At 67.4% G+C, this 10903-nt stretch carries 15 protein-coding genes and 1 pseudogene; 12 read left to right on the top strand and 4 right to left on the bottom strand.

Features of this window, described 5'->3' with window-relative positions; genetic code table 11:
• Positions 1-90: 90 nt before the first annotated feature.
• Both rlmN and MKW14_RS28305 read right to left on the bottom strand, forming a co-directional pair.
• A complete protein-coding gene (gene rlmN / locus MKW14_RS28310; RefSeq protein WP_240866950.1) occupies positions 91-1197 on the bottom strand; it encodes a dual-specificity RNA methyltransferase RlmN in 1107 nt (368 codons plus the stop codon).
• 157 nt (positions 1198-1354) lie between these two features.
• Positions 1355-2962: a hypothetical protein gene (locus MKW14_RS28305; protein ID WP_240866947.1), complete on the bottom strand. Its 1608-nt coding sequence runs from the start codon at positions 2960-2962 to the stop codon at positions 1355-1357.
• Between the two features lie 559 nt (positions 2963-3521).
• Here MKW14_RS28305 and MKW14_RS28300 point away from each other — a divergent pair.
• Positions 3522-4082 carry an HD domain-containing protein gene (locus MKW14_RS28300; protein ID WP_240866945.1) on the top strand — a complete coding sequence of 187 codons (561 nt, stop codon included), beginning with the start codon at positions 3522-3524 and terminating at the stop codon, positions 4080-4082.
• Here the strand turns inward: MKW14_RS28300 and MKW14_RS28295 are convergent.
• Both MKW14_RS28295 and MKW14_RS28290 read right to left on the bottom strand, forming a co-directional pair.
• Complete coding sequence (locus MKW14_RS28295; RefSeq protein WP_240866942.1) at positions 4070-4540, bottom strand: NUDIX hydrolase; 471 nt, start codon at positions 4538-4540, stop codon at positions 4070-4072. The two genes, MKW14_RS28300 and MKW14_RS28295, sit on opposite strands and share 13 nt — an antisense overlap.
• A 39-nt stretch (positions 4541-4579) precedes the next feature.
• Entirely contained in the window at positions 4580-5311 is a 732-nt protein-coding gene (locus MKW14_RS28290) for an XRE family transcriptional regulator (RefSeq protein WP_240866940.1), read from the bottom strand.
• Between the two features lie 157 nt (positions 5312-5468).
• Here MKW14_RS28290 and MKW14_RS28285 point away from each other — a divergent pair, with 157 nt between their 5' ends.
• From MKW14_RS28285 to MKW14_RS28235, 11 genes and pseudogenes are all read left to right on the top strand, one after another.
• Positions 5469-5825, top strand: a complete 357-nt coding sequence (locus MKW14_RS28285) for an SCO3933 family regulatory protein (RefSeq protein ID WP_240866939.1) — start codon at positions 5469-5471, stop codon at positions 5823-5825.
• A 3-nt stretch (positions 5826-5828) separates the two neighbouring features.
• Entirely contained in the window at positions 5829-7184 is a 1356-nt protein-coding gene (locus MKW14_RS28280; RefSeq protein WP_240866937.1) for an FtsK/SpoIIIE domain-containing protein, read from the top strand.
• 95 nt (positions 7185-7279) lie between these two features.
• Complete coding sequence (locus MKW14_RS28275) at positions 7280-7951, top strand: DUF2637 domain-containing protein (RefSeq protein WP_240866935.1); 672 nt, start codon at positions 7280-7282, stop codon at positions 7949-7951.
• A 17-nt stretch (positions 7952-7968) separates the two neighbouring features.
• The gene (locus tag MKW14_RS28270; protein WP_240866933.1) at positions 7969-8160 is read left to right on the top strand and encodes a hypothetical protein; all 192 of its coding nucleotides are present in this window, start codon (positions 7969-7971) and stop codon (positions 8158-8160) included.
• Positions 8161-8162: 2 nt separating this feature from the next.
• Positions 8163-8354 carry a mobile element transfer protein gene (locus MKW14_RS28265; protein ID WP_240866931.1) on the top strand — a complete coding sequence of 64 codons (192 nt, stop codon included), beginning with the start codon at positions 8163-8165 and terminating at the stop codon, positions 8352-8354.
• Between the two features lie 12 nt (positions 8355-8366).
• Entirely contained in the window at positions 8367-8522 is a 156-nt protein-coding gene (locus MKW14_RS28260; RefSeq protein WP_240866929.1) for a hypothetical protein, read from the top strand.
• A gap of 25 nt (positions 8523-8547) precedes the next feature.
• A complete protein-coding gene (locus tag MKW14_RS28255; protein WP_240866928.1) occupies positions 8548-8862 on the top strand; it encodes a SpdD-like protein in 315 nt (104 codons plus the stop codon).
• 89 nt (positions 8863-8951) lie between these two features.
• A complete protein-coding gene (locus MKW14_RS28250; protein ID WP_240866926.1) occupies positions 8952-9146 on the top strand; it encodes a hypothetical protein in 195 nt (64 codons plus the stop codon).
• Complete coding sequence (gene repSA / locus MKW14_RS28245) at positions 9139-10515, top strand: replication initiator protein RepSA (protein WP_240866923.1); 1377 nt, start codon at positions 9139-9141, stop codon at positions 10513-10515. Before MKW14_RS28250 ends, repSA begins: the two co-directional genes overlap by 8 nt.
• Before the next feature lie 2 nt (positions 10516-10517).
• On the top strand, positions 10518-10718 hold the full coding sequence (locus tag MKW14_RS28240) for a helix-turn-helix transcriptional regulator (RefSeq protein WP_240866920.1): 201 nt from the start codon (positions 10518-10520) through the stop codon (positions 10716-10718).
• Positions 10718-10903, top strand: a pseudogene (locus MKW14_RS28235) (site-specific integrase); the annotation flags it as partial. The gene MKW14_RS28240 and the pseudogene MKW14_RS28235, both read left to right, overlap by 1 nt.

Raw genomic sequence — 10903 nt, 5'->3', positions numbered from 1 at the left:
GCGAGGTTCAGAGGGTCTGCGGCCCGATGCCGCACTCTCAGCGCTGTGGCGCTCCCCTGTCGGATATGAAGATGTACGTACGGGCAAAGGCTACCGCTCGGTGGCCGCCAGCTGTCCACAGGCCCCGTCGATCTCCTGACCGCGGGTGTCCCGGACGGTCACCGGCACGCCGTGCGCGGCGATGGCCTCGACGAAGGCCTTCTCGTCCTCGGGCCGGGAGGCGGTCCACTTCGACCCGGGCGTCGGGTTGAGCGGAATGAGATTGACGTGCACGGGCTTGCCCCGCAGCAGCCGCCCGAGCCTGTCCCCCCGCCACGCCTGGTCGTTGATGTCGCGGATCAGCGCGTACTCGATGCTCAGCCGCCGCCCGCTCTTCTCCACGTACTCGAAGCCGGCGTCGAGCACCTCCCGCACCTTCCAGCGCGTGTTCACGGGGACGAGGGTGTCGCGCAGCTCGTCGTCGGGGGCGTGCAGCGAGATCGCGAGCCGGCACTTCAGGCCCTCGTCGGCGAAGCGGTGGATGGCGGGCACGAGTCCGACGGTCGAGACGGTGATCCCGCGCTGCGAGAGCCCGAGTCCGTCCGGGGCGGGGTCGGTGAGCGCCCGGATGGCCCGTACGACCCGCTTGTAGTTGGCGAGCGGCTCGCCCATGCCCATGAAGACGATGTTGGACAGCCGCGCGGGGCCCCCGGGAACCTCCCCGTCCCTCAGGGCCCGCATCCCGTCCACGATCTGGTGCACGATCTCGGCGGTCGACAGATTCCGGTCCAGCCCCGCCTGCCCGGTCGCACAGAAGGGACAGTTCATCCCGCACCCGGCCTGGGAGCTGATGCACATCGTCACCCGGTCCGGATACCGCATCAGCACCGACTCGACGAGCGTCCCGTCGAACAGCCGCCACAGCGTCTTACGGGTCGTCCCCTGGTCGGTCGCCAGATGCCGCACGACGGTCATCAGCTCGGGAAGCAACGCCTCCTGCAGCTTGGGACGCGCCGCGGCCGGGATGTCGGTCCACTCGGCGGGGTCGTGCGCGTACCGCGCGAAGTAGTGCTGCGACAGCTGCTTGGCACGAAACGGCTTCTCCCCGACCTCGGCAACGACCTCCTTGCGCTCGGCAGGAGTGAGATCGGCAAGATGCCGCGGCGGCTTCTGAGCTCCGCGGGGGGCGACGAAAGTGAGTTCTCCGGGCTTGGGCATGGTCGTACCAGTGTCGCAGATCCACTTGGGTGACCTGCGGCTGTGGCTGGCTACGACTGTCGTTAGTGGGTGTCAACTGTCGGCACTGAGCAGCCTCGGACGGCCCAGGGACGGCCCAGCGTTCCGACACGCCGTTTACGCAGATGGAGATCCGGGCTCATGTCCATCCGTCGGCACGTCGTCGGCCAAGCGGTGGGCTTGTTGGGCGAGTCCGCAGCATTTGGATTGTCCGCACATGAATGAGATGCTGGCCAATCCTTACCTTTTTCCAGCCCAGCCGAAAATCCTCACCTTCCCGAGGTAGAGGAAGATTCTCCAGTGCGTCTACAAGTTCCCGCAATGAGCTTACAGGCAAGAGCCCTTCGACAAGACGCAGGCTAGTGGACGGGATAGCCGATTCTGTTCGCCGCGAATCCAAAAATCGCGCTGTCCCAACAAGCCATTTCCACTCAACGTCTTGAAATTCAGGCCACCCAGGGGGAAATTTGACTTTGACGTCGTTTCCGATTCGCGTTTGAAGTCTCTCGATCTGCGCCCGGCCCTTGTCTATGGCATCTTCTTGCTTCCGGGCATCACTGAGGGTCCTGGCGTCAACAGGCCATTTAGCCTCGACAATCAGTCCTTGCATTTGACCTCTGTCGAGCACAACGATGTCGAGATCACCCAACTTCTTATTCCCGGAATCGACGATTTTTACCTCTTCGGCAACCTCGACACCTGGTATATCCCGCAAGCGTGTCGCCCATCGGCTACACAGATCACCAAGGGCGGTGCCCAGTTTTCCGGAGCTGGCAGGATCCGCTGACGCTGCTCGCAGAACCATTCGTTCCGTCAAAGTGTCATGCAGCAAGTGCCGAGTTACGATCAGCGTGTCGCTCCACTGAATGAGTGGCGCAGAAAGCGGGGACCTGCCGCTCTGGCCTTGATACGTAAGCAAGTCTAAGAAAAGTTCGATCTTATCACTATCCGGGTTGTAGCGAGCGATCATCTGCGCAAGATCGCTTCGTTTGAAAGCCGGATTCGCCATGGTCAGACTTGGATACCGAGCGAACACTTCCCAGCCGACATGTGCGATTCCCCACAAAGTTCCGAGCAGGGGGATCACCTCATCTAGGGTCATGCCGCCGATATTGGTAGATCTCGGCACCTCCCAATTCTGAGCCCGCAGATTGTTCTTCGCGTGTTGCACAAATAGGCCCACGACCCATCTGGGGACTGCTGCCGAACCCCCAGACATCGAATCGCGCACGGAATTGAGATGGGTAATTGCCGGACTGAGATCAGGGCCCACCTTGGGAGTCGGCTCCGCGTTAGTATCGACCCCTTCCAGGAAGATGTCTAGGACTTCTATCCGCGGATCACTAAGGGGATCGACCCAAAGCCCTCGCTTCGTCTGCGAGATCTTGGCACGACCTGCCCTCCCTGCATTAAAGGCGATGTCAAGCGCCTTCCATTTTTCAGCTAGATCGACAGCAGCGACCGCGTCTTGCTCAGCAGGCTCCCGTCCTTCCTCGCTCTGGTTGCCGTAACGATAAGCCCACTCCACCAAGTGGGCTGCTACTGAGGCCCACTTGCCTCCGATCTCACCATCCTCACCTGCAGGGCCGCCGGATTTGATCCGCTCGAACTTATCAGTGACTCGCCTCCTAGAGACCTCGAACAAGGCGACAGGGAGAGCAGATTTTCCATATTTCCAAATCGCTAGATTTGCCGGAGCTGAATTCTCGATTTCCCGGATCCGCTCGTACGGACTTTCCTGCATCATCCTGGCTCGGAACCTCCCCCAAAGACACGTCAGTCGCCAACCGGAAAGCTTAGCTGCGCCCACAGGCCGGCGGAGCGACTTTGGCCAGGAGCTGCTTTGGCGCGAGTGATCATGGCCCCGTAAGCTTCCGGCGCGTCGGGCAGTCTGTGGACCTGCCCGGTAAAGCACGACGTTGGGGCCATGATCTTCGAGGCTCGCGCCAAAGTGGCTGGCTAAAGTCGTGGAGTCGGCCGCCCCAGCCACGACGTGTTCTGACCTCGGCTGGGCCGTCTCACCCATACCCCGGCCTGGTCTTCGCCCCCTTGTGGGCGCGGACGGGCGACGGCGCGCGGCCCCGGTGACGAAGGCAAGGAGGGGCGGCGCGGCGGCGACCGTCCGGCGCCGCCGCGCTGTGCGCGGCACCTTCGATCTCTGATCGGACTGCTTGCAGTTCAGGAGGCCGGGAGCAACGGCGAGCGAAGCGAGCCCTTGATGATGTAGGGAAACTTCCACCGCACCATGATCGGGAGTCTCTGAGCGGGGCTGTCCGCATGTGGTCGCGTCCGCTACCGTGCGTTATATGTCATCTGCCTTGGACACGCCCCAGGGAGCGGCCGAACTGGCTGAGTCCCTGTTGCCTCCGCTCGGAAACCGTTGGTTGCATACCCAGGCCGTCGCTCGACGTGCTCGCGAGGCTTCCCCGGCCGTGTCCGAAGGTGATCGTGACCTTCTGATCGCTGCCGCGTGGCTCCATGACATCGGGTACGCGCCCGAACTGCGCGACACCGGTTTCCACCCCCTCGACGGTGCGCGTTACCTGGAAACGCTCGGGGCGCCGGCGCGTCTCGTGAGGCTGGTCGCCCACCATTCCGGCGCTGTGTACGAGGCTGAGCAGCGGGGGCTGAGTACTGAGCTGGCCGTGTACGAGCGGGAGGACTCCCCGGTTCTGGACGCGTTGATCTACGCCGACATGACCACTGGTCCCGCGGGGCAGTCCTTCGACTTCGACCGGCGCATTGACGAGATCTTGGTTCGGTACGAGCCGGGCAGCGAAGTACACACCGCGATCAGTAAGGCCCGGCCGTACCTCGGCGCTGCTGTGGAGCGTACGCGTGTCCGTCTCGCTGATCAGCCGATGTAAGGCTCAGGGTGGCTGACCAAGCCGTGCTCGATCCGCATGCGCATGGACGGGTGGATGTTCAGCTCGTTCAGCCTGTCCGGCGCGACGAACGCTACTTCCTTGCTCTCGCTACTGGTTCGTAGCTCGCCGCCGGTGATGCGTGCCCGGAAGCAGATGGAGAACTGTTGCCGGACTTCGCCGTCGTCGTACGCCATGACGTGTGCCGGGTTCGTGTAGATGCCGACCAGGCCGGTCACCTCGACATCGAACCCGGTCTCTTCCTTCGTCTCGCGTACGGCCGCGTCGGGCGCTGACTCGCCGACGTCGACTCCGCCGCCGGGCAGTGCCCACAGATCGTTGTCCGTCTTGTGGATCAGCAGGACTTCTCCGGCGTCGTTCAGGGCCACAGCAGTGACCGAGGGCACGATGCTGTTGGCCTTCGGGGCGCTCGGATCGTTGAAGTAGTCAACACGGGCCATGTCTCCAGCGTCGCACGACTCGACGTCAGCGTGAGCTGACTAGGCCGGGCGTCCGAGCTCCCACACGTGGTCAAAGCTCCGCATGTAGTGCCGGAACGTGCGGGCTCCGGGGAGGTAGCGGAAGTGCAGGACCGGGTTCTGTCCGGCCGGAGCGCCGAGAACGTGGGGGTTCACCAACACGTCGTCGTCGAACCGGTAGACCGAGTTGTAGAGGATCGTGTCGTGGAGTCGAACCTCAACACCGGGTGTGGTGACGGCTGGCTCGAGGTAGCGGCGGGTGATGCGGGCACGTGCCGCCAGATCGTCACCGATGCCCTCCTCTTCGCCGCGCTGCCGGACGGCATCTGAGTCGGGGTCTCCGAGCAGGATGCGAACCTGGGCGCCGGCCTTTGCCTTCTCCGCCAACAGGTCCGGAAGATCTGGGTGACTGTCGAAGAGGAACAGCCCTGCGTACACGAGGATGCCAACCTGGTCTGTCGCACTCTCGATCAGCGATGACCACAGCGACGCGGGCACTGCTCCTCGGTGCGGGTAGTACGAGATCAGCTCGGAAGTGCTGGCGGTCTCGGCCTGCTTCTCGACGGAGGGCCAGAGGTAGACCTCATCGACGCCCAGGAAGCTCGCTGCCTTCCAGCGGTGTCCCCGATGCGGCGTCCGACCGGTGGTGATCCAACGCTCGACGCTCTTCGGGTCTACGCCGACATGCTGAGCTACGGACTGGATAGTCTCGCCCTTTGCTGAAATCGTCGCGCGCAGACGCTCGTTCGCCATGACGTGCCCTTCCATGGGACGTTCCAGGGACGTTTTGACGATAGCTCAGACGTCCCCAAACGTCCATACGGACCGTGATGTGTCCGCACCCTTTCGCGGTCTCCTGATCTCACCGCCAGGCAAGGCGGTTACTGCCCCGAAGATCTGGAGACAGACGATGCGTCAGATCCCCGTTGACACCTCCGCCGCGACCGTGATGGTCGCCAAGAACCCGCAGCCGAAGGTCCGTGACCGCCGTACCGGTGAGATCGCCACCGACGCCGACACCGGCGGGAAGCTGATGACGGTCGACGTGATGTTCGCGGCCAACGACGAAGTCGAGATCCTGTCCATCACCGTGCCGGAGACCGGCATCTCCGGTGAGCTGGCCATGGGCACGCCGGTCGCGCTGACGGGCCTGATCGCCCGGCCGTGGGAGAACGAGTTCAACGGCCAGAAGCGGCACGGGATCGCCTTCCGCGCGGTCGCCGTGACCTCGCTCGCCGTTGGCGCGTCGAAGCCGAAGGCGGCCTGAGCCATGACGTGGCTGACCGTCGCTCTGGTGCTGGTCGCTGCTGCTGCGGGTCTCCTGCGGTGGCGGCGTCCCGCCTGGTACTGGCTGACCTTCGGCGTCACCCTCGCCGCGCTGCGGGTCCTGGTCCGCTACACGAGCGTGATGGACGCCTGCGGGCTGACCGTTCCGCCGTCTCGCTGGCGTCTGACTCTGGCCCGGGTCACCAACCGGCCCGCGCCGGAGTCCCGACCGCCGCGCATCCTGCGGATACGCCCCACCCGTACCGGCCTGGTCCTGCGTCTCAAGCTCCGGCCTGGTCAGGACGCCTTCGACGTGGCGGCCTCCTCGGACCGGCTGCGGCATTCCTTCGGCCTGTACGGCGTCACCTCACGTGAACTGCGCTCCGGCGTGGTCGAGGTGCGGATGACCGGCTACGACGTGCTCAAGCGGGTGCAGATGCCCGCCCGGCTCGACACAGGCCCGATGCGCGTCCCGGTCGCCCTGCGTGAGGACGGCGCCGTGCACTACCGCGACTACCGGACCATGCCGCACGCCCTGACCCTCGGGGCCACGGAGTCGGGCAAGTCCGTCTATCAGCGCAACCTTGTGGCCGGGCTCGCCCCGCAGCGGGTCGCGCTGGTGGGGATCGACTGCAAGCAAGGGGTGGAGCTGTTCCCGCTGGCCCGCCGGTTCTCCGCACTGGCCGACAACCCCGACACCGCCGCCGAGCTGCTGGATGCCCTGGTCGCGCACATGGAGGACGTCTATCAGCTCATCCGGGCCGAGCAGCGCATCACCGCGGACGTGCCGGATGCGGAGATCGCCACCGACATCTGGGACCTGCCCGCCGATCTGCGGCCGATGCCGATCGTGGTCCTGGTGGATGAGGTCGCCGAACTCGCCCTGTTCGCCAACCGGGAGGAGGAGAAGCGGCGCGACCGCATCATCACCGCCCTCGTCCGCCTCGCTCAGCTTGGCCGAGCCGCCGGCATCTACTTGGAGATCTGCGGGCAGCGCTTCGGCTCCGAACTCGGCAAGGGCATCACCATGCTCCGCGCCCAGCTCACCGCACGCACCGCGCACCGCGTCAACGACGAAACGTCCGCGAACATGGCTTTCGGGGACATCTCCCCGGATGCTGTGCTGGCTGCGATCCAGATCCCCGCCGAGACACGAGGGCTGGCCGTCGCCGGTGACTCCACCGGTGGTTGGCACCGCATCCGTGCTCCGCGCACTTCCCTGCGCCAGGCCGTGAACACCTGCAACCGGCACGCCGACCTGACGCCGGACCTGCCCGGCCTGGACCGGTTCCGGCCCGTGCTCGACGCACCGACGCCGGTTCCCGCCCCGGCTGTCGAGTCGGCTCCTGCCGCTGCCTGACCCCCTTCCACGCATCGCCGTTCGGCGCGACCGCTTCGCGCCAGGTCCCTACCCCCTCCATGCCCGAAACCCCGATCGAAGGGAGGTGCAAGCCCATGGCTCGCTCGATCCGCCTGGACGCCGTCCTCATCCAGGCCGCCATCGCCGGAGCCCTGTCCTTCGCCCACCTGCACGACCTGGCCGCAGCCGCCGGACAGTCCGGCTGGAAAGCCTGGGCCTACCCCATCAGTGTTGACCTGCTCCTGGTCGCCGTCTGGCGGCGGCTGCGCACCGATGGTCCGTCTCGGCTGGCCTGGTCCTGGTTCCTGGTCGCCCTGGTCGCCTCGCTCGGCGCCAACATCGCCACCGCCGGACTCCTCGACCTCGACCACGTCCCGGCCTGGCTGCGCATCCTCGTCGCCGGATGGCCCGCCCTGGCCTTCCTCGGCGGCACCCTCCTCGCCCACACCACAACCCCACCCGGCCACGTCGCCGATCCGGCACCGGTTCCGCCGGCACCCCCGGCCCCCGTGGTCGAGGAAGACCCCGAAGCGGCCCCTGCCCTGGAGGCGGAGACCGTACCCGAGCTGCCCGCCGCCGACCCGGCGCCCGTCCCGGCTCCTGCTCCTGCTGCGGTGCCGGTCCCGGCTGCGCTGGTGGACCACGCCCGCAAGGTCGCTGCCGACCACCAGGCCCGTACCGGCGCCCGGATCGACACCGACACCCTGCGCGCTCGCCTCGGCGTCCCGCCTCACCTCGCCGACGCCATCGCCGCCCAGCTCGCCTGATCCGGAGGGAGAAGACCGTGACCCGTGACCCCGCCGACTTGACGGTCGCCGACTACCTCGACGGCGCCCGCGAGATGACCGCCGCCAACCGGCCCTACCTCGCCTTCCTGCTCGCCGAGGAAGCCGCCCGCCACACCACCGACCCGGCCACCGCAGCCGGTATCCGCGCCAGCTTCCCCGACCCCACCACCAGCCGAGAGGAGAACTGACCATGCCTGCACGCGACTTCTTCCACTCCGTGATGCGGATCGGCCCGGTGCAGATCGGCACCCACCGCGACCGCAACGGCCAGACCAAACACGCTGCCGTGTGCAGCAACGACGGCTGCGGCTGGTCCGCCGACTACACCAGCGCCTCGGCCGCCCAGCTCGCCGCCCGCACCCACCGCTGCCGCGTCCGTTAGGAGGCAACCGTCATGCAGGTTCCGCTCTGGTTCGCCCTGCTCGTCGTCGGCTACCTCGGCGTCAAGCTGATCCGCCCGCCCGCCTGGCTCATCGCCGTGCTCCTCCTCGGCGGCTTCCTCCTCGCCGACAGCGTCCTCGCCCCCGTCATCGACCACTTCGTCAAGTAGCCCAGCCCAGAAGGGAGATCCGCTGATGTTCCGTCCGAAGATCCCGACCATGCCCACTCCGACCGGGCACGTCACCCCGCCGGTCGTCGTCGAGCCGACCGCCGTCGTCCCGGCGTCCCAGACCCCGCTGGCCGTTCCGGCCCCGGTTTCGTCCCGGCCGGTCGTCCAGCTCACCCCCGGCACGATGCTCGCCCTGGTCGGCGGCGGCACCGCCGTGGTCCTGGTCGTCGGCGCCGTCCTGGTCTCGCTGCTCCTGGCGGTCGCCATCACCGGCGCCTCGGTCGCCGTGTGCGCCGTCGTCCTGCGCTCCCTGCTCGCCTCCGAGACCAAGCGACGCTGACCGGCCCCCGGGCGGCCCTGATACCGCCAAGCATCCGCCGCCCGGGCGCCATCCCTGTCCGAACCACTGATCCGGAAGGAACCACCATCATGCCCGCCGCCGTCCCGGCCACGACCCGCAACGCCCGTATCTGCCCCAACTGCGACGGCTTCGCCGCCGTGGCCGTCACCATCGGCGGCCGTGACACCCGCGGTCGCCTGCGCACCATCACCGCCCACTGCCCCGCTTGCCAGGGCCTGGGCACCTTGCCCGTCCGTCGCGTCCGGGAGGGTGCCCGTGCCTGAAACGCTGCTGGACCCGACCACCCTCGGCGACCTGCTGAGGGTGGCCTCGGCCCCCGGCTACCACCGCTGGCAAGACCAGATCCGCCGCACCGGCGGCTGCTCCGACCCCATCCATCTGACCGGCTGGACCCTCCACAAGGACAAGACCACCGGCCAGGTCGTGCACCACTACAGCACCGAGAACGAACCCGGCGGACGCCTCCGCGTCGCCTGCGGCAACCGCCGGGCCTCCCGCTGCCCGGCCTGCGCATGGCTGTACGCGGGCGACACCTACCGCCTCATCCGCGCGGGCCTTGCCGGAGACGACGACAAGGACATCCCCGCCACCGTCCGCGAACACCCCCGCGTCTTCGCCACCTTCACCGCCCCCTCCTTCGGCCCGGTCCACAACCGCCCCGACTCCGGGCGCTGCCGCTGCGGCGCCCGCCACGCTGCCGACGATCCGGCCCTCGGCACCGCCCTGGACCCGGAAACCTACGACTACGCGGGCGCCGTGCTGTTCAACAACCACGCCGGAGAGCTGTGGATGCGGTTCACCAACCGGCTCCGCCGCGAGATCGCCAAGCGGGCCGGACTGACCCAGCGCGAACTGAAAGAGGTCTGCCGGGTCTCCTACGGCAAGGTGGCCGAGTTCCAAAAGCGCGGCGCCATCCACTTCCACGCCGTGATCCGCATCGACGGACCCGGCGGCCCCGACTCCCCGCCGGCACCCTGGGCCACGGTCCCCCTCCTCGAGGACGCCATCCACGCTGCCGCCCGGCACACCTACAGCAGCGTCAGCGTGCCCGCTGCCGGGGACCAGCCCGCCCGCACCTTCCAGTGGGGACGGCAACTCGACATCCGCCCAGTGAAGGCGTTCGGCGACGGCTCCGACATCACCGAACAGGCCGTCGCCTCCTACGTCGCCAAGTACGCCACCAAAGCCGCCGAGAACACAGGCACCCTCGACCGGCGCATCGGCGAACTCGCCGAACTCGACCGACACGGCGTCCCCGACCACGCCCGACGCCTGATCACCGCATGCCGCGACCTCGACCAGCTGTACCCCGAGCGGCGGCTGTGGGCCTGGGCACACATGCTCGGCTTCCGCGGCCACTTCTCCTCCAAGTCGCGCCGCTACTCCACCACCCTCGGCGCCCTACGCCAGGCCCGCGCCGACTACCGCGCCGCCCAGGAACACGCCGCCCTCGGCCTGGACGACGTCGAGCCCGACACCGTCCTCGTCCTCGCCGACTGGCAGTACGCCGGACACGGCCACACCCCCGGCGAGTCCGCCCTCGCCGCCACCATCGCCCGCGGCCTCCAGCTCAACCGCGAAACCGCCCGCGAAGCCCTACGCGACCAACTCGCCGACGAAAGGGGGTGCTGACCATGACGACAGCACTGCCGCACCGCTTCCTCACCCCCGAGGACCTGGTCGAGATGTTCGAGCTTCCCAGCGTCGAGACCGTCTACCAGTGGCGCCGCAAGCGCACCGGTCCCCGCGGCTTCCGCGTCGGCCGGCATCTCCGCTTCGACCCCGAAGACGTACGGGCCTGGGTCGACTCCCAGCTCGGGGAGGTCGCCGCCTGATGGCCGGACACATCCAAGACCGCTGGTACCGGACCGAAACCGGCCCCGACGGCAAGCCTGTCAGGGTCAAGACCGAGCGGTACGGCACCGGCCTGCGCTACCGCGCCCGCTACATCGGCCCCGATGGCACGGAGAAGTCCAAGAGCTTCCCCGACCGTCAGAAGCGGCTCGCTGAGCAGTGGCTG

This window comes from Streptomyces gilvus (genome assembly GCF_022513565.1).
Lineage (GTDB): Bacteria > Actinomycetota > Actinomycetes > Streptomycetales > Streptomycetaceae > Streptomyces > Streptomyces gilvus.
The sequence above is the reverse complement of the archived record's forward strand: the minus strand, read 5'-3'. Positions and strand labels throughout refer to the sequence as shown.

Bases quoted from the DNA above. Each gene is read 5' to 3' on its own strand.
- MKW14_RS28290 (WP_240866940.1), bottom strand. From the start codon at position 5,311: ATGGCGAACGAGCGTCTGCGCGCGACGATTTCAGCAAAGGGCGAGACT.
- MKW14_RS28260 (WP_240866929.1), top strand. From the start codon at position 8,367: ATGCAGGTTCCGCTCTGGTTCGCCCTGCTCGTCGTCGGCTACCTCGGC.
- MKW14_RS28300 (WP_240866945.1), top strand. From the start codon at position 3,522: ATGTCATCTGCCTTGGACACGCCCCAGGGAGCGGCCGAACTGGCTGAG.
- MKW14_RS28285 (WP_240866939.1), top strand. From the start codon at position 5,469: ATGCGTCAGATCCCCGTTGACACCTCCGCCGCGACCGTGATGGTCGCC.
- MKW14_RS28275 (WP_240866935.1), top strand. From the start codon at position 7,280: ATGGCTCGCTCGATCCGCCTGGACGCCGTCCTCATCCAGGCCGCCATC.
- MKW14_RS28265 (WP_240866931.1), top strand. From the start codon at position 8,163: ATGCCTGCACGCGACTTCTTCCACTCCGTGATGCGGATCGGCCCGGTG.
- MKW14_RS28280 (WP_240866937.1), top strand. From the start codon at position 5,829: ATGACGTGGCTGACCGTCGCTCTGGTGCTGGTCGCTGCTGCTGCGGGT.
- rlmN (WP_240866950.1), bottom strand. From the start codon at position 1,197: ATGCCCAAGCCCGGAGAACTCACTTTCGTCGCCCCCCGCGGAGCTCAG.
- MKW14_RS28250 (WP_240866926.1), top strand. From the start codon at position 8,952: ATGCCCGCCGCCGTCCCGGCCACGACCCGCAACGCCCGTATCTGCCCC.
- MKW14_RS28295 (WP_240866942.1), bottom strand. From the start codon at position 4,540: ATGGCCCGTGTTGACTACTTCAACGATCCGAGCGCCCCGAAGGCCAAC.
- MKW14_RS28255 (WP_240866928.1), top strand. From the start codon at position 8,548: ATGTTCCGTCCGAAGATCCCGACCATGCCCACTCCGACCGGGCACGTC.
- MKW14_RS28305 (WP_240866947.1), bottom strand. From the start codon at position 2,962: ATGATGCAGGAAAGTCCGTACGAGCGGATCCGGGAAATCGAGAATTCA.
- MKW14_RS28240 (WP_240866920.1), top strand. From the start codon at position 10,518: ATGACGACAGCACTGCCGCACCGCTTCCTCACCCCCGAGGACCTGGTC.